This window comes from uncultured Friedmanniella sp. (assembly GCF_964244005.1).
Taxonomy (GTDB): domain Bacteria; phylum Actinomycetota; class Actinomycetes; order Propionibacteriales; family Propionibacteriaceae; genus Microlunatus.
This window is the reverse complement of record NZ_CAXTHG010000005.1, coordinates 13,236-30,450: the sequence shown is the minus strand read 5'-3', so window position 1 is coordinate 30,450 and position 17,215 is coordinate 13,236. Positions and strand designations below refer to the sequence as shown.

The 17,215-nt window shown below is 71.6% G+C and carries 14 protein-coding genes and 1 pseudogene; 6 read left to right on the top strand and 9 right to left on the bottom strand.

Translation table 11 applies throughout. From position 1 onward, the window contains the following. Positions 1-27: 27 nt before the first annotated feature. Together ACFE76_RS04495 and ACFE76_RS04490 are read right to left on the bottom strand one after the other, a co-directional pair. Positions 28-1,926 (bottom strand): sensor histidine kinase, encoded by a 1,899-nt coding sequence (locus ACFE76_RS04495; RefSeq protein WP_375430544.1) that lies wholly within the window; start codon positions 1,924-1,926, stop codon positions 28-30. After that, positions 1,923-2,582 (bottom strand): response regulator, encoded by a 660-nt coding sequence (locus ACFE76_RS04490; RefSeq protein ID WP_375430543.1) that lies wholly within the window; start codon positions 2,580-2,582, stop codon positions 1,923-1,925. Before ACFE76_RS04490 ends, ACFE76_RS04495 begins: the two co-directional genes overlap by 4 nt. Before the next feature lie 164 nt (positions 2,583-2,746). Here ACFE76_RS04490 and ACFE76_RS04485 point away from each other — a divergent pair, with 164 nt between their 5' ends. Next, on the top strand, positions 2,747-3,157 hold the full coding sequence (locus ACFE76_RS04485; protein ID WP_375430542.1) for a hypothetical protein: 411 nt from the start codon (positions 2,747-2,749) through the stop codon (positions 3,155-3,157). A 14-nt stretch (positions 3,158-3,171) separates the two neighbouring features. Here the strand turns inward: ACFE76_RS04485 and ACFE76_RS04480 are convergent. The 5 genes and pseudogenes from ACFE76_RS04480 to ACFE76_RS04460 form a co-directional block, all read right to left on the bottom strand. Then, positions 3,172-5,129: pseudogene (locus ACFE76_RS04480) on the bottom strand (TIGR03960 family B12-binding radical SAM protein). 2 nt (positions 5,130-5,131) lie between these two features. Further along, a complete protein-coding gene (locus ACFE76_RS04475) occupies positions 5,132-6,370 on the bottom strand; it encodes an NAD(P)/FAD-dependent oxidoreductase (protein ID WP_375430541.1) in 1,239 nt (412 codons plus the stop codon). A 7-nt stretch (positions 6,371-6,377) separates the two neighbouring features. Then, complete coding sequence (gene ndk, locus ACFE76_RS04470) at positions 6,378-6,809, bottom strand: nucleoside-diphosphate kinase (RefSeq protein ID WP_375430540.1); 432 nt, start codon at positions 6,807-6,809, stop codon at positions 6,378-6,380. Next, entirely contained in the window at positions 6,806-7,186 is a 381-nt protein-coding gene (locus ACFE76_RS04465) for a DUF4233 domain-containing protein (RefSeq protein WP_375430539.1), read from the bottom strand. The genes ndk and ACFE76_RS04465 overlap by 4 nt, the downstream gene beginning before the upstream one ends. Continuing rightward, positions 7,183-8,652, bottom strand: coding sequence for a bifunctional folylpolyglutamate synthase/dihydrofolate synthase (locus tag ACFE76_RS04460; protein WP_375430538.1), 1,470 nt, complete (start codon positions 8,650-8,652; stop codon positions 7,183-7,185). The genes ACFE76_RS04465 and ACFE76_RS04460 overlap by 4 nt, the downstream gene beginning before the upstream one ends. Positions 8,653-8,754: 102 nt before the next feature. Between ACFE76_RS04460 and ACFE76_RS04455 the strand changes: the two genes are divergently transcribed. Both ACFE76_RS04455 and valS read left to right on the top strand, forming a co-directional pair. Further along, the gene (locus tag ACFE76_RS04455) at positions 8,755-9,759 is read left to right on the top strand and encodes a hypothetical protein (RefSeq protein WP_375430537.1); all 1,005 of its coding nucleotides are present in this window, start codon (positions 8,755-8,757) and stop codon (positions 9,757-9,759) included. A 54-nt stretch (positions 9,760-9,813) separates the two neighbouring features. Beyond that, positions 9,814-12,414: a valine--tRNA ligase gene (gene valS / locus ACFE76_RS04450; RefSeq protein WP_375430536.1), complete on the top strand. Its 2,601-nt coding sequence runs from the start codon at positions 9,814-9,816 to the stop codon at positions 12,412-12,414. Between the two features lie 57 nt (positions 12,415-12,471). On the opposite strand, the gene ACFE76_RS04445 is transcribed toward valS, so the two are convergent. Then, entirely contained in the window at positions 12,472-13,506 is a 1,035-nt protein-coding gene (locus ACFE76_RS04445) for an NADPH:quinone reductase (protein WP_375430535.1), read from the bottom strand. A gap of 564 nt (positions 13,507-14,070) precedes the next feature. On the opposite strand from ACFE76_RS04445, the gene ACFE76_RS04440 reads away from it, so the two are divergent. From ACFE76_RS04440 to ACFE76_RS04430, 3 genes are read left to right on the top strand one after another with little or no spacing between them, the layout of a single operon-like run. Next, positions 14,071-14,748 carry a DUF998 domain-containing protein gene (locus tag ACFE76_RS04440; protein ID WP_375430534.1) on the top strand — a complete coding sequence of 226 codons (678 nt, stop codon included), beginning with the start codon at positions 14,071-14,073 and terminating at the stop codon, positions 14,746-14,748. After that, complete coding sequence (locus ACFE76_RS04435; protein WP_375430533.1) at positions 14,745-15,206, top strand: SRPBCC family protein; 462 nt, start codon at positions 14,745-14,747, stop codon at positions 15,204-15,206. Before ACFE76_RS04440 ends, ACFE76_RS04435 begins: the two co-directional genes overlap by 4 nt. A gap of 22 nt (positions 15,207-15,228) precedes the next feature. Then, positions 15,229-15,840, top strand: coding sequence for a mismatch-specific DNA-glycosylase (locus tag ACFE76_RS04430; RefSeq protein ID WP_375430532.1), 612 nt, complete (start codon positions 15,229-15,231; stop codon positions 15,838-15,840). Here ACFE76_RS04430 and clpX read toward each other — a convergent pair. After that, a complete protein-coding gene (clpX, locus tag ACFE76_RS04425; protein ID WP_375430531.1) occupies positions 15,809-17,098 on the bottom strand; it encodes an ATP-dependent Clp protease ATP-binding subunit ClpX in 1,290 nt (429 codons plus the stop codon). The genes ACFE76_RS04430 and clpX overlap by 32 nt on opposite strands. Positions 17,099-17,215 lie beyond the last annotated feature (117 nt).

Here is a 17,215-nt window from a genome sequence, read left to right as displayed (position 1 = left end):
GTAGTCGCCACAGAAGTGCGCACACGGTCAGCGGATGGGGAGGGTGACCTGCACCCGACCCCCGCCCCCGTCAGCCGATTCGGGCGCCTCGGGCCCGACCGCGACCGTTCCGCCGAGCTGGTCGACCCGCTCCTGGATCGACTGCAGACCAACGCCGGGCACCCAGGCGTCGCTGGTCGAACCGTGGTCGGCGATCTCGACGAGCAGCACGTCCTCGGCCAACCGGTCGAGACGGACCCGCGCCGTGCCGCTGTCGGAGTGCCGGGCGACGTTGGTCAGCGCCTCGCTGATGATGCGGAACACCGCGACCTCCGTCGCGGCTGACAGCGCAGGCATCGGGGCGGTGAGGTCGAGCGACACCTCGATCCGGCGTCCGTCCCGGCCGCGCAGCTGCGCGGCCTGTTGCTGGATCGCCGGCACCAGCCCGAGCTGGTCGAGCACCGAGGGCCTCAGCCCGTCGACCAGCTCGCGGATCTCGGTGATGGCCCTGCCGGTGTCGGCCCGAGCGGCAGCGAGCAGCTCCTCGGCCTGCGCGGGGTGCCGACGTAGGAGGTTGCGGGCGGCGTCGGTGGCGTAGGCCACACCCGTGAGCGTCGGCCCGAGGCCGTCGTGCAGGTCGCGTCGCAGTCGACGGCGGTCCTCCTCCACCGCCAGCACCACCCGCTCACGGGAGGCGGCGACCTCCTCAGCCAGCGACCGCGCGCGCAGGGCCTGGGCGAGCGCGGGGACCACGATGCGAAGCACGGGTTGGTCGCGGGCGGCAGGAGCGGTCTCACCCGGACGGAGGCCGAGCCGGAGCTCGCCGACACGGTGCCCGGCCGCGGTCAGCGGCAGGGCGAACTCGCCGTGGGAGGACGGCCGGCCCGAGGCCAGCACCGACCGGCCGTCCGCGACCGCGGCGTAGGGCAGGTTGAGCAGGGAGCGCAGCTCTCGGAGAGCGGCGACGGGATCGTCGGCGGCGGACAGCTCCGCGGCGAAGCGGGAGGCCGCCCCCACCGGGTCGAGCCGGTCGCCGAAGAGAAGCCGTTCGACCGCCATGTCAATCAGTCGGCGCATCGGCGCGAACAAGGCGGCGACGCCGGTAGCGACCAGGCCCAGCAGGCCGAGGGCAGGCGAGGGCACGCCAGCCAGCTCGAGCAGGCTGACCGCGCCCGCAAAGAGGGCGAGAGCGGTCAGCAGCGACAGCAGCAGACCGCCGGCTCGGGCGGCCAGCGTGCGGATCTCCACCGCGTTCAAGGGTCGCGATCCCAGCACCGTGGCGACCGGTAACACCAGCAGGACCAGGATCTCGGCGACGTCGCTCGCCCCCAGAGGTAGCAGGAACGCGGCCGGGATGGTCACGAGCAGCATCAGCCCCAGCGCGAGCGCCAGCCAGACCAGCGCGTCCCGTTCGGGACCGGGCCGCCGCCCGTCCCCCTGCTCGAACCGCCACCACACCGCCGCGATCACGACCAGCAGCACGGCCAGGGCGAGAGCCTGCACCGGACCGGTCCGCCGGTCCAGGACCAGGGCGAGCACCCCGGCGGCCCCCAGCAGCGGCAGCACGACGACGCGGTGCACCGTCGGCCAGGTCCCGGGCAGCCCGACGACGGCCGCCGGCAGCAGGCTCAACGCGGCCACCAGACCCAAGCGCTCGGTCATTCCTGCCGGCGCCCATCCGGCACCGCCCAGCGCGGCGACCAGCTCGACGAGCCCGGCGGTGACCCAGAGCAGGGCGTCGCTCCGCAGCCGCCCGGCCGCCATGGGCAGCAGCAGTCCGGTCGCGACCCAGGAGCTCCCCAGCACCAGGCCGCCGACCAGGAGGTGGAGCGACCAGCCGTTGGCCGGCGGCAGCGCCGACGACGCGGCGAGGGCCAGGACCAGTGCTGCGGCCACCGCGACCAGCACGCCCCGGGTCCGGCTGACGCCGCCGCTCGTCGCGGTCACGGGCCCTCGGCGCCCAGCCCCCGCCGGTGCGCGAGGACGATCGCCTCGCTGCGGGTGGCGACGCCCAGCTTGGTGAAGACCGACGAGATGTGGTTGCTCACCGTCTTCGACGACAGCGCGAGCGAGGCGGCGACAGTCGCGTTCGACCAGCCACGGGCCAGCCCCTCGAGCACCTCGTGCTCCCGCGCGGTGAGCTCGGGGAACGCCGGTCCGGCCGGCACGGCGGGCGCCTGCAGCAGCCGAGCGGCGACCCCGGCAGCCATCACCGTCTGCCCGGCGACCACGGCCCGCAACGCGCTCTCGATCGCCTCCTGCTCGGCGCCCTTGAGCAGGTAGCCTCGGGCCCCGGCCTGCAGCGCCGCGCGTACCGTCTCGTCGTCCTCGTGCATCGTGAGCACCAGCACCGCCACGGACGGCGTGCCGGCCGTGATCCGGCGGACCGCCTCCAGGCCGCCGATGCCGGGCATGGCCAGGTCCATCACGACGACGTCCGGTCTGGTCAGCTGGGCATCCTTGACCGCCGTCTCGCCGTCCACGGCCTCCCCGGCGACGGCGAAACCGGGCAGCGTGGCGATCAAGGCGGCCAACCCGCGCCGGACCACCGGGTGGTCGTCGACGACGAGCACCCGGATCGGGGAGCTGGGATCAACGGCCATGCCTCATTCTGGCCTGCCGGGACCGGAACCGCCCGGGGACGCGTTCCCGGTCCGGCCGGGCAGCTTCCCGGGTCGGCCGGTACCCACGACCCGTGCACCGGGACGCGGCGAGCGGCAGCGTGGCAGCATCGCCCTCGCCGAGGGCCTCACGATCGGAGAACGCCATGACCACCAGCACCGCCCGCCTCGACGCCGCACCGGCCGTCCGGGCCCCGTTCAGCCGGGCCAACAAAGCCGGCCTCGTCATCGCCGCCCTGCTCGGTCTGAGCGACGTCATCTCACTCGCCAGCCCCACGCCGAGCGGCGAGGTGGGTCCGCCGACGGCCATCCTGGCGCTCGACGCCGTGCTGGGGCTGATCACCGTCGTCGCGGTGGTGGTGGCCTGGCGCTCGCGCAGTCGGGGGCTCGTCCGGCTGGCGGCCGGCGCGCGGATCCTGTCGCTGATCACCGCCCTGCCGGCGTTCTTCGCCGGCGTGGCCCCCGCCCTGGTGGCCCTGGTCGCCGGATTCACCGTGGTGACCGTCGCAGCGGTGGTGCTGATGCTGCTGCCGCCGCGGCGACCCGCGGACGACTGAGCGCAACGGGCGGGTCAGGCGAGGCTTGGGCTGACCGGGGTGAGCGGCAGCAGTGTCCGCCCGGTCGGCCCGATCTGGATGCTCGTGTCGAGCTGCGGGCACACGCCGCAGTCGAAGCAGGGCGTCCAGCGGCAGTCCTCGACCTCGGTCTCGTCGAGGGCGTCCTGCCAGTCCTCCCACAGCCACTCGCGGTCGAGGCCCGAGTCCAGGTGGTCCCAGGGCAGCACCTCGGCGTAGTCCCGCTCGCGGGTGGTGTACCAGGCCAGGTCGACGCCGGTCCCGGCGAGACCGGACGCGGCGCAGGCGACCCAACGGTCGTAGGAGAAGTGCTCGCTCCAGCCGTCGAAGCGGCCGCCGTCGCGCCAGACGGCCTCGATCACCCGGCCGACCCGCCGGTCGCCCCGGCTGAGCAGTCCTTCGATGATGCCGGGCTTGCCGTCGTGGTAACGGAAGCCGATCGCCTTGGCGTACTGCTTGTCGCGCTGGACGGCCTGCCGCAGCTGGGTCAGCCGGCGGTCCACGGTGTCGGAGTCGCACTGGGCGCCCACTGGAACGGGGTGTGCGGCTTGGGCACGAAGGCGCCGATCGACACCGTGCAACGGATGTCGCGGCGACCGCTGACCCGGCGGCCGGTGTCGATCACCCGCTTGGTGAGGTCGGCGATGGCCAGCACGTCCTCGTCGGTCTCGGTCGGCAGCCCGCACATGAAGTAGAGCTTCACCTGCCGCCAGCCGTTGGCGTACGCGGCGGCGACGGTCCGGATCAGGTCCTCGTCGGTCACCATCTTGTTGATCACCTGGCGCAGCCGCTGCGAGCCGCCCTCGGGCGCGAAGGTCAGGCCGGAGCGACGGCCGTTGCGGCTGAGCTCGTTGGCCAGGTCGATGTTGAACGCGTCAACCCGGGTGCTGGGCAGCGACAACGAGACGTTCGTGTCCTCGTAACGGTCCGCCAGCTGGTGGGTGATCTCGGCGATCTCGGAGTGGTCGGCGCTGGACAGGCTGAGCAGCCCCACCTCCTCCAGACCGGTGGCGTCGATGCCGCCCTGGACCATCGCGCCGATGGTGTCGATGCTGCGCTCGCGGACCGGGCGGGTGATCATCCCGGCCTGGCAGAAGCGGCAGCCGCGGGTGCAGCCGCGGAAGATCTCGACCGAGTAGCGCTCGTGCACGGTCTCGGCCAGCGGTACCAGCGGCTTCTTGGGGTGCGGCCAGGCGTCCAGGTCCATCAGCGTGTGCTTGCGGACCGAGAACGGGACGCCGCTGCGGTTGGGCGCGACCCGCTGGATCCGGCCGTCGGGCAGGTAGTCGACGTCGTAGAACTTCGGCACGTAGACCCCGCCGCTCGCCGCGAGCCGCAGCAGGAGGCCATCTCGCCCGCCCGGACGGCCCTCGGCCTTCCACTCCCGCAGCACCGCCGAGATGGCGAGCACGACCTCCTCACCGTCGCCGAGGACGGCGGCGTCGATGAAGTCGGCGACCGGCTCAGGGTTGAACGCCGCGTGCCCGCCGGCCAGCACGATCGGGTCGTGCTCGCGCCGGTCGACCGCGTGCAAGGGAATGCCGGCGAGGTCGAGCGCCGTCAGCATGTTGGTGTACCCGAGCTCGGTGGCAAAGCTGAGGCCGAAGATGTCGAACGCCCCGACGGGCCGGTGGCTGTCGAGGGTGAACTGCGGCACGTCGTGCTCCCGCATCAGCGTCTCGAGGTCGGCCCAGACCGCGTACGTCCGCTCCGCGAGGATCCAGTCGCGCTCGTTCAGCACCTCGTACAGGATGGCGACGCCCTGGTTGGGCTGGCCCACCTCGTACGCGTCCGGATAGCTGAGGCACCAGCGGACCTCCGCCGACGCCCAGTCCTTCTCTACGCTGTTGAGCTCTCCGCCCACGTACTGGATCGGCTTGCTGACCCGCGCCAGCAGCGGTTCCAGGCGGGGGAAGAGGGACGCGGGAACGGTCTCCTCGTGGGTGCCGGTCATGGTCAGCTCAGGTTAGCGCTCGTCAGCACCGCCGTGGCGGCTCTCCGGCCCGAGACGAGCGCGCCCTGGATGGAGGCGGTGTCGCGGTGGTCGCCGGCCCAGAAGAGCCCGTCGGGCAGGGTGACCGGACGGCGGGCGTCCAGCGGTGGGGGTTGGACGGGCAGTGCGGCCGTGACCACGTGGGTGGTGATCAGCTCCCAGCGGGTGGCGTCGACGCCGTAGATCAGGCCGGCGTGCGTACGGGCAGCCCGTTCGGCCTCGGCGCTGCCGTCGGCGCCGACGACCGTGGTGGCGATCAGCGGCCGGCCGGCCGGCGCGTAGCTGGGGGCGACGGTGGTCATCACGGCCGTGTTCACCACGGGTCCGCGACGGTCGGCGTCGACGTGCAGCAGCGGCCGGTCGGTCGGCGGTTCGGCCGCGGTGTGCCAGAAGGTGGTGAGCGACTTCATCGCCGGCGCGGGCTGACCGGTGAGAGCACCGGCGGTGGCCGGGTCGGTGGTCACCACGACCGCACGGGCCGGCAGCGACTCCCCCGCCTCGGTGACCACCCCGGTGGCGCTGACGGAGCGGACCGGGGTGTTCAGCCGGACGGTGCCGGCCGGCAGCGACGCCGCGACCAGCTCAGGGAGCCGCCCCATCCCCAGCGACGGGATGGCGGGTGAGCCGAGCAGGAAGGAGCGCAGCAGCAGGGCGGTGAAGTTGGCCGAGGTCGTCTGGGACCAGTCGGCGAGCACGCCGGCCAGGAACGGCTCCACCACCCCGGTCCGCAGCGGGCCGGTGAGGCCGGCCCGGTCCAGCGACTCGGCCAGCGTCCGGTCCGGGCGCCGCAGCAGGGACCGGACGGGCAGCAGGGAGGTCGCGGCCCAGCGGGCGAAGCGGATCTTGTCGGCGAGACTGCCGATACCCGCGGTCAGGGTCTGCGCGAGCAGCGTCGGCTCGCGTCGCGGGTCGGCGAGCACCCCGTGGCCGGAGCCGGTGGCGACCCGCACCCCCGCCGCGAACGGCCGCAGGTCGAGCGCGGCCCGCTCGATCACGTGCTTGAGCACCGGATAGGCCGGGTTCAGCAGCTGGAAACCGCGGTCGCAGCGGAAGCCGTCGACCACGTCGGTCCGCACCCGGCCGCCGACCGCGTCGGACGCCTCGAGGACCACCACGTCGACACCGGCGCGGGTCAGCCGCTGGGCGCACGCCAGACCTGCGAGACCGGCGCCGACCACGACGACCGGCCCTGCGCCAGGCAACGGCAGCTCAGCCGAGCTCGGGGAACCAGAGCGCGATCTCGCGGGCGGCCGACTCCGGGGAGTCCGAGCCGTGCACGAGGTTCTCGCGGTTGGAGAGGGAGAAGTCGCCGCGGATGGTGCCGGGAGCGGCCACGCGGCCGTCGGTCGCGCCGTTCAGCGCGCGGACGACGCTGATGGCCTCGTCGCCCTCGACCACCAACGCCACTGACGGCCCGGAGGTGATGAAACGACGCAGCGGCGGATAGAAGGGCCGCTCGAGGTGCTCGGCGTAGTGGGTGTCCGCGAGCTCCTCGGTGACCTGGCGCAGCTGCAGCGCGACCACGGTCAGGCCCTTGGCCTCGAAGCGGCTGAGCACGGCCCCGACCAGCCCGCGGCGGACCGCGTCCGGCTTGATCAGGACGAACGAGCGCATGGTCGGGACCTCGGCGGCGGCAGTCATGGGGTGACCTTATCGGGGCCGGCCGGGTCGACGGTCCGCGAGGCGGCCATCTCGTCCAGCCGCCGGCCGAGCAGGAACGAGATCAGCCAGAGCGCCAGGAAGAGGGCGCCGATGACGTACATGGGTGCGGTGAGCACTCCGAGCGCCACCCCGACGAGCTGGGTCAACCAGCCGAGCGGATAGCCGACCGGACGCCGCATCAGCCCCGCCGCGACCAGCGCGAGCACCGCGGCGGCGCCGGCGAAGAGCCCGGCGGTGCCGGCCGGGACGTTCGAGACCAGCACCATCACCGGGATGGCCAGGCCGAAGACGAGCACCTCCGAGAGCAGCACCGTGAGCAGCACCACCCGCATCGGGTTCTTCGCGCTGAGCCTCACCGCCGGTCCGCCTGCGGGCCGAAGGCGCCGTACGGGTCGTCGTCCTCGGCGCCCTCGCTCGCGTCGTCGTCCTCGGCGAGCTCGTCCTCCCAGTCGTCGTCGGGATCCTCGGCCGGCTCGGGGGCGAGCAGCGCGTCCTCGTGCACCAGCAGGGCGCGGGCCTCTCCGACGAGCACCACCGAGCCGGTCACCAGCACCCCGGGCGACCCCGCACCCTCAGCCTCGGCCTGGTTGATCGCCGCTTCGAGCGCGTTGTCGAGTCGCGGTGCCACGGTGACCCGCTCGGGCCCGAACACCTCCGCCGCCAGCTCGCCCAGCACGTCCGCGGGCATCCCGCGGCTGGTGGAGGCGACGGCGGTCACGACGACGGAGTTCAGCACCTCTTCGAAGACCTGCAGCAGGCCGCGGGCGTCCTTGTCGGCCATCACCGCGACCACCCCGACCAGCGGGGTGAAACCGAACGCCTCGGTGACCGCGGCTGCGGTGGCCCGGGCGCCGTGCGGGTTGTGTGCGGCGTCCAGGACCACGCTGCGTCCCCGCCGGACCACCTCGAGCCGACCCGGGAAGCGGACGGCGGCAAAGCCCTCGCGGACGACGTCGGGGTTGACCGCCTTGAGGCCGAGGAACGCCTCGACGGCGGCGAGCGCCTGGGCGGCGTTGGCGGCCTGGTGGGCGCCGTAGAGCGGCAGGAAGACGTCCTCGACCGGACCTTCGGCACCGTTCAGCCGCAGCAGCTGGCCGCCGACCGCGAGCGAGCGGCCCAGCACGCCGAAGTCGATCCCCTCGCGCTGCGGCAGCGCGCCGACCTCGGCACAGCGGGCCAGCAGCACCTGCGCCGCCTCGAGGCTCTGACCAGCCAGGATGGCGTGCGCGCCGGGCTTGATGATGCCGGCCTTCTCGGTCGCGATCTTGGCGATGGTGTTCCCGAGCAGGTGGGTGTGGTCGAGGTCGATCGGGGTGACGACCGCGACGTCGCCGTCGGCGACGTTGGTGGCGTCCCAGGTACCGCCGAGTCCCACCTCGAGCACGGCCACGTCGACGGGCGCGTCAGCGAAGGCCGCGAACGCCATCGCGGTGATGATCTCGAAGAACGTCATCGAGACGCCGTCGATCTGTCGGGCGTCGACCATCGCCACGTACGGCTCGATCTCGCGCCAGGTCGCGTCGAACCGTTCGTCGGTGATCGACTCGCCGTCGATGGTGATCCGCTCGTTCACGCTGGTCACGTGCGGGCTGGTGAAGCGGCCGGTCCGCAGCCCGGTCGCCCGCAGCAGCGACTCGATCATCGCGGCCGTGCTGCCCTTGCCGTTCGTGCCGGTGACGTGGATGACGGGGAAAGCCTGCTGTGGGTCGCCGAGCAGGCCGGTGAGGGCGGCGATCCGGCCGAGGCTCGGGGCGATCCGGTGCTCGGGCCAGCGGCCGGTCAGCGCAGCGACGATCTGGGCGTGGGTCTGAGGCTCTGACATGGCCTGTCGAGTCTAGGTGGCTGCCGCCGAAGCGGGCTACTGTGCCGAGCCCAGGGGTAGGAGGCAGACATCCTGACATCAGCGCGCAGGATCGTGGCGGTCGTGACCGCCGTGGCCCTGGTCGGTACGGCTCTGGTGGCCGGGGTCAGGACGACGGACGGGGACGACGGCGACCCCTCCTGCTACACGACGCGCAGCACCACGTCCCCGTCGTACGCCGGCCGGTCGGCGAGCCGGGTCTTCGACTGGGTCGACGTCGCCGCGCAGACGACGCCGCGGTTCAGCCCCGGGGTGGACGTCCCCGCCGGACTGCTCGGCTCGCGGTACGTCCCCCAGGGTCTGGCCGGCTGGGCCGGGTTCGGGTCGGGCGAGGACGTCCTGCTGATTTCTGCCTACCACGACGGGAACGCCGACAAAGGGAGCGACGGTCCCAGCGCAGTGTTCGCGGTGGTGGCCGACGGCCCGCGTGCAGGTACCAGCGCGGGCCGGATGCTGATCGACCCTGGCCATGTCGGCGGCCTGGCGGTGTACGGCGGCTGGCTCTACGTCGGCAGCGAGCACACCATCCGCGGCTATCGGCTGGCCACCGTCCGCCGCGCCCTGGACAGCGGGACCGATGTCGTCCAGCACCCTGACTACACCCGCCCCAGCAGCCACGACCTGGCCAACCTCGGCGTGGGCGACGGGCGGCTGTGGGCCGGTCGCTACAACATGACGACGGCGACCGCGCTGACCGGCTACGTCCAGACCAGCCGCAGCACCGGCGCCCTGGAGCTGCAGCCCGACGCCGGCATCACGCTGCCGAAGAAGACGCAGGGGCTGGCCGTCACCACCGACCACGCCATCTTCTCGACCTCGTACGGTCGTCGCTCCCGCGGCAACCTGTGGGTGGTCCCCAGGAGCGGGTCGTCGACGCCCTACTGCTTCCGGGTGCCGTCGATGAACGAGGGCGTCACCGTGCTGGACGGCCGGCTGTACGTGATCTTCGAGAGCGGGGCCCACACCTACGACCGGGGGCTGCTGCGTCCCGCCAACGTCGTCACCCGCGTGTACTCGGCTGCCCTGTCCGACGTGACCTCCCTCGACACCACCGGACCGACGGACTAGGGGTGCCGCGGGAAGCCGGGTGAGGCTGTCAGCGGCTTCTCCTAGAATTGCCCCATGACCGCACCAACCCTCGACCGCCAGCCCGACGCGACCGCCACCGGTGGCGCCCGGGTACCGGAGAAGGTGGCGCTGGAAGGTCTGGAGGACAAGTGGCTGAGCCGCTGGCGGACCGACGCGACGTACGCGTTCGTCCGGCCGGGCTCGCGGGCCGTGGTGTTCAGCATCGACACCCCACCCCCGACCGTGTCCGGATCGCTGCACATCGGGCACGTGTTCTCCTACACCCACACCGACCTGATCGCCCGCTACCAGCGGATGACGGGCAAGCACGTGTTCTACCCGATCGGCTGGGACGACAACGGTCTGCCGACCGAGCGCCGGGTGCAGAACTTCTACGGCGTGCGCTGCGACCCGTCCGTGCCCTACGACCCCGACTTCAGCCCGCCCCAACGTGCTGGATTGACGGGGGCCGACGCCAAGCGGCAGCTGCCGATCAGCCGGCGCAACTTCGTGGACCTGTGCCACGAGCTGACCCACGTGGACGAGGGCACCTTCGAGGAGATGTGGCGGCGGGTGGGGCTGAGCGTGGACTGGTCCACGCTCTACACCACCATCTCCGACGACTCGGTGAAGGTGGCCCAGCTCGGCTTCCTCCGCAACGTCGCGCGCGACGAGGCGTACCTGGCCGAAGCCCCGACGATGTGGGACGTGACCTTCCAGACCGCGGTCGCCCAGGCCGAGCTGGAGGCCCGGGACTACCCCGGTGCCTTCCACCGGGTGGCCTTCCACGCTGCGGAGGGCCCGGTCTACATCGAGACCACCCGGCCCGAGCTGATCCCCGCCTGCGTGGCGCTGATCGCGAACCCCGACGACGCCCGGTACGCCGACCTGGTCGGTCAGACCGTGACCTCACCGGTGTACGGGGTTGAGCTGCCCGTGCTCGCACACCCGGCCGCGGAGATCGACAAGGGCTCGGGCCTGGTGATGTGCTGCACGTTCGGCGACCTCACCGACGTCACGTGGTGGCGCGAGCTGCAGCTGCCGGCGCGGGTGATCATCGGTCGCGACGGGCGGATCCTGCGTGACAAGCCCGAGTGGCTGGGCGACGCGGTCGACTGGGATCAGTTGGCGGGCCTGACGACGTTCTCGGCCCGGGAACAGGTGGTGGCGGCGCTGCGCGCGTCCGGCGACCTGGACGGCGAGCCCACGCCGACCCAGCGCAAGGCGAACTTCTACGAGAAGGGCGACAAGCCGCTCGAGATCGTGTCGACCCGCCAGTGGTACATCCGCAACGGTGGCCGCGACGCCGACCTCAAGGCCACGATGCTGGAGCGGGGCGACCAGCTGGCCTGGGTGCCGCAGCACATGAAGTACCGCTACGACAACTGGGTGGGCGGTCTGAACGGCGACTGGCTGATCTCGCGCCAGCGCTTCTTCGGCGTGCCGTTCCCCGTCTGGTATCCCCTGGACGCCGACGGCGAGCCCGACTACGCGCACCCCGTCGTGCCGACGGAGGACCAGCTCCCGATCGACCCGAGCTCGGAGGTGCCGCCCGGCTTCACCGCCGACCAGCGGGGCGTCGCCGGCGGCTTCATGGCCGACCCGGACGTGATGGACACCTGGGCGACGTCGTCCTTGAGCCCCCAGATCGTGTGCGGCTGGGAACGGGACGCCGAGCTGTTCGAGCTCACGTTCCCGATGGACCTGAACACCCACGCGCACGAGATCATCCGAACCTGGCTGTTCTCGCGGGTGGTCCGGGCGCACTACGAGAACCACTCGCTGCCCTGGAAGCGGTCGATGATCTCGGGCTTCGTGATGGACCCCGACCGCAAGAAGCAGAGCAAGTCCAAGGGCAACGCGATCGTGCCCGACTCGATCATCGACAGCTACGGCTCTGACGCCGTGCGCTGGCGGGCGGCGAAGGCCCGGCCCGGCATGGACTCGCCGTTCGACGAGCGGGAGATGAAGGTCGGCCGTCGGCTGGCGACGAAGGTGCTCAACGCGAGCAAGTTCGTGCTCGGGGTGGCCCAGACCACCGAGCTGGCCGCGGTCACCGAACCGGTCGACCGCGCGCTGCTCGCGGCGCTCGCCGACACGGTGGGGCAGGCGACGACATCGTTCGACGCGTTCGACTACACCGGCGCGCTCGAGGTGAGCGAGCACATCTTCTGGGTGTTCTGCGACGACTACCTCGAGCTGGTGAAGGAGCGCGCGTACGGCGACCCGGCCGACGCGGGCGTCCGGTCGGCGCAGGCGGCGCTGGGACTGGCCCTGCACGTGATGCTGCGGCTGCTCGCCCCGATCATGCCGTTCGTGACCGAGGAGGTCTGGTCGTGGTGGCAGGAGGGGTCGATCCACACTGCACCCTGGCCGACCACCGCCGAGCTCGAGTCCGACGGTGACCCGGCGGTGCTCGCCGCAGTGTCGGCCGCGCTGGGCGAGATCCGGGGCGCGAAGTCCCAGGCCAAGGTGTCGATGCGGACCGAGGTGGAGGCCGCGACCTTCTCCGGGCCCGCCGCCACCCTCGGATTGCTGAGCTCGGTCGAGGCCGACCTGCGCGCCGTAGGCCGGATCACCGGAGACGTGCGTTGGGTGGAGCAGGACGGCCCGGTGAGCGTCGAGGCCGTCCTCGCCGCCCCCGCACAGGCCTAGTTCCGACTTGTCAGCGTCAGTGGTCGCCCGAGCGGCCGCTGACGCTGACAGGTCGGATCAGGCGATGTCGATCAGGACCTTGCCGACGGTGTCGGCCTCGACGGCGGCGTGGGCGTGGGCGGTCTGCTCCAGCGGGAACCGGGTGATGGGTAGCCCGGCCGCCTCGCCGACGTCGAGGACGCCGGCGCGCAGGGCGACCGTGATGTCCTCGGCCGCGACCTGCAGGGCGTCCTCGCCGACGGTGTAGAGCAGCAGCCCCTGCAGTCGCAGGTTGCGGGCGAAGAACGGTCGGACGTCGAAGGTCACGGAGTCGCCGCCGTTGTTGGCGTACACCGCGATGGTGCCGTGGTTGGCCAGCACGGTGAGGTTGAGTGCGGCGTTCGGTCCGGGCGCGACCTCCACGACCAGGTCGACGCCGTCCGGGGCCGCCGCGAGAATCTCCGCGGCTGCATCGGACTCGCGGTAGTTGACGACGTGGTGCGCACCGGCGGCCCGGGCCAGCACGGCCTTGACCTCGCTGCTGACCGTGGTCACCACGGTCGCTCCGGCCCATCGGGCCAGCTGGATCGCGGCATGACCGACGGCCCCCGCCCCTCCGGCGACCAGGACGGTCCGGTCGGCCAAGGCGCCGGGCGAGAGCCGGGTCGGCCCCTGCTCGGCGACGGTCAGCGCCCGGTGGGCGGTCATGGCCGGGACGCCGAGCGAGGCGCCGACGTCGAACGAGACGCCGTCCGGCAGCCGGACGACGTGTTCGACCGGGACGGTGACGTACTCCTGCGCGGTGCCGCCCGGCTGCAGGTGCTGGGCGAGGAAGATCCAGACCGGATCGCCCACCTCCAGCTGCGGGTTGAGCTCGGCGGCCTCGGGGCTGATGGCTTCGACGGTGCCGGCGCCGTCCTGGTTGGGTGTGACCTCCGCGAACGGCAGCCGGTCGCCAGATTTACTCCCTCGCCGGGACTTCCAGTCGGTCGGGTTCACCCCGGAGACGGCGAGGTTGACCCGGACCTCACCAGGACCCGGCTTGGGGATCGGACGCTCGACGAGCGTGAGGACGGACGGGTCACCAGTGGTTCGGTAGACGATGCTCTTCATACCTGGGACAAGCCCGACGGGTGCCCCGTTCTTCCCGGCACCTGACTGCGGCGACAACGGAACGGACGGAGCTTTGGCGCGGAGACTACCGAGGTCGGTACACGTCGGCTCGGTGTCGGAGGTGGACGACCTCGACCGTGATGCGGTAGATCACCCGACCTCGTCGTCGCCGGCGCGAGCACGAAGCGGGGGTTGTCCGAGGCGAGCAGCTCGGCCCGGATCGCGACGCGGGCGGCGCGATGAGCATCGGGCCCGTGATCTCCGCTTCCGCCAAGCTGCCATCGCTGCCGGGTCCGTCACCTTCTCCAGCATTCGCTCGATCGACTCCCAGTCCTCGACGGACACGATGACGGCAGCAGAACCTTCCGTTCTTCGTCACGGTCGTTCGTTCGTGCGTCGGGTGGGCTCACGGATGAGCTCACTGAGATGGTCCTTCGCATCGGCAAGCGTCGTGGTCCGCAAGCCACGACTCTAGCCATGACCGATCCAGCAGCGCCGTAGTTCCGATCGGCTTCCACCCGGCGAGCGCGCGGACAGCGCCCGCTCCGTCGGCCATGATGAGCCATGCAACCCACCCCCCGCCGGACCACGCAGGTCGGACTGCTCTGCTGGGCGATCCAGCCGCTGAGCCTGATCATCGAGGTCGTGGTCGCGGCGACCGTCCGCGCCCCGTACAGCTGGCTCGACAACACCATCAGCGACCTCGGCGCCCGCACGTGCACCACCGTCGCCTACCCCGGGGTGGACGTCCCGGTCTGCTCGCCGCTGCACGGGCTGATGAACGCTAGCTTCATGATCGGCGGCATCACCACCGCGCTCGGCGCTTGGTTGCTGCTGCGACGGCAGGACGGGCGCTTCGCCACGCTGCCGATCGCGCTATGGACGATCTACGGGCTGAGCGGGGTGCTCACCGGCTTCGTGCCGCTGGACGTCGGCCCGGTGCTGCACTACGTCGTCAGCACCCCGGCCGTCCTCCTCGGCGGCGTCGCCGTGGCCGCCACCGCCCGGCTGCTGACCCGGCGCGGCTGGGGAGGAGCGAAGGTCTGGGTGGTGATCGGCATCATCAGCACCCTGGCCTCGGTGTTCCTGACCATCCGGCTCGACCCGGCGTGGGGCGGCCTGCTGGAGCGCATCGGCATCTGGCCCTCCGCCGTGGCGCTCGCGGTCTTCGCCTGGGCGATCCGGTACCGGCTCCCCCGGTGGACCTTTGGTGCCTACTCGTCAGCGAGACTGGACCCATGACCACGACATCCCAGACCGCCACCCGAACGATCAACGCGCCCGCCACCGAGATCTTCGACCTGCTCTCCAACCCGGAGCGGCACACTGAGTTCGACGGCTCCGGCTTCCTGCGCTCCGCGGTGAAGTCGCAGCGGATCACCGCCGTCGGCGACACCTTTCGGATGAACATGGAAGGCCCCCACATGGGCGGGGAGTACCAGATGGACAACCACGTCAGCGGCTTCCAGCCCGGCATCCTGATCGCCTGGAAGCCCGCCCCCGCCGGCACCGAGCCGCCCGGGTGGGAGTGGCTGTACGAGCTCAAGTCGGCCGGCTCAGACTCGACCGAGGTCTCGCTGACCTACGACTGGTCCAAGGTGACGGACAAGGAGATCCTCAAGCTGGTCTCCTTCCCGCTGATCACCGGGTCCCAGATGGACGACTCCCTCGCCGCTCTCGCCTCCGCGGTCAACGGTTGAGAGAGGACCGACCCGCAGCGACGTGGACGCACCCGACCCGCTGACGACCTGGCCGGACGGCAGTCTGCTGCGGCCCGGCCTTCGCCTGCTGATCGCCGGGACGATCGGCCGTGGCCGGCGCCCCGATCAGTACTACGCGGGCCCCGGCAACCGTTTCTGGGAGCTCTTGCACGCCAGCGGGCTGGTCGGGGAGCGGCTGTCCCCAGAGCTGGCCGGCAGGCTGCCCGACCTCGGCGTGGGGCTGACCGACCTGGTGATCGAACGGGTCCAACTGGGCGGCCGAGAGCCGGAGATGGTGGTCCACCGCCGACCGTTCGACGATGCGGTGCGGGCGGTGGCTCCGCAGGTGGTGGCGTTCGTGAGCAAGACAGCGGCCAGCTGGTACGCCCGCGGCGCGGGCGAGCGGCTGCCCCGGGGCTACGGGGAGCTGGCCTGGACGGTCGCGGGGAGGCCGTCCTTCGTGCTCCCCGGGCCGTCGGGCGCGAACAACGGCATGCCGCTGGCACTGCGGCTGGGGATGTGGACCGACCTCGCGGACTTCCTGGACCACCTCGGTCCGCGCAGCGGAGCCTCGGGGGAGCAGGGTCAGCTGCTGCTGAAGGTCAAGCCGACTTCTCCCGACGCTCCCGCTTAGCCAGCTTTTCGCGTGGCACCAGGGTCGGTAGCGCGGCGTCCCTGACGACCTCGGCGGTGATGATCACCTGGGCGACGTCGTCACTGCTCGGGACGTCGTACATGACGTTGAGCAGCACCTCTTCGAGGATGGCGCGCAGACCGCGGGCGCCGGTCCCGCGCAGCAGCGCGAGGTCGGCGATCGCCTCGATGGCGTCGGAGGAGAACTCGAGCTCGACGCCGTCCAGCGCAAAGAGCTTCTTGAACTGCTTGACCAGCGCGTTCCGAGGCTCCACGAGGATCCGGATGAGCGCGTCCCGGTCGAGCGGGCTGACCGAGGAGATCATCGGCAGCCGTCCGATGAACTCCGGGATCAGGCCGAACTTGACCAGGTCCTCGGGCCGGACGTCGCTGAACGGGTCCTCGGTCTCGGGCCGCCGGAGCGCGGAGTCGTTGTTGAAGCCGAGCGGACGCTTGCCGACCCGCGAGGAGATGATGTGCTCCAACCCCGCGAAGGCGCCGCCGACGATGAACAGCACGTTGGTGGTGTCGATCTGGATGAAGTCCTGGTGCGGGTGCTTACGCCCACCCTGGGGCGGGACCGACGCGGACGTGCCCTCGAGGATCTTCAGCAGCGCCTGCTGCACGCCCTCACCGGAGACGTCACGGGTGATCGACGGGTTCTCGCTCTTGCGAGCGATCTTGTCGACCTCGTCGATGTAGATGATGCCGGTCTCGGCCTTCTTCACGTCGAAGTCCGCAGCCTGGATCAGCTTGAGCAGGATGTTCTCGACGTCCTCGCCGACGTAGCCGGCTTCGGTCAGCGCGGTCGCGTCCGCGATGGCGAACGGCACGTTGAGCATCTTGGCCAGCGTCTGCGCCAGGTAGGTCTTGCCGCAGCCGGTCGGGCCGATCAGCAGGATGTTCGACTTGCCTAGCTCGACGCCGTCGTCCTCGGCGCGCCGCGCCGGGTTGGCCGCCTGCGACTGGACCCGCTTGTAGTGGTTGTAGACCGCCACGGCCAACGCCTTCTTGGCGTTGCCCTGGCCGATGACGTAGCCGTCCAGGAACTGGCGGATGGCGTGCGGCTTGGGCAGCTCCTCGAGCAGACCGACCTCGGTCCCCTCGGAGAACTCCTCCTCGATGATCTCGTTGCAGAGGTCGATGCACTCGTCGCAGATGTAGACCCCGGGGCCGGCGATGAGCTTCTTGACCTGCTTCTGGCTCTTTCCGCAGAACGAGCACTTGAGCAGGTCACCGCTCTCTCCGATGCGCGCCACGCCGCTTCCTCTCCTACTGCTGAGTCAGGCCCCTCGGGCGGCCCCCGACGTACGAGGTTGACCGATGGACCAGGTTAACCCGACCCGTCGGTGATGTGCAGCACCTCTCCGCCGGGT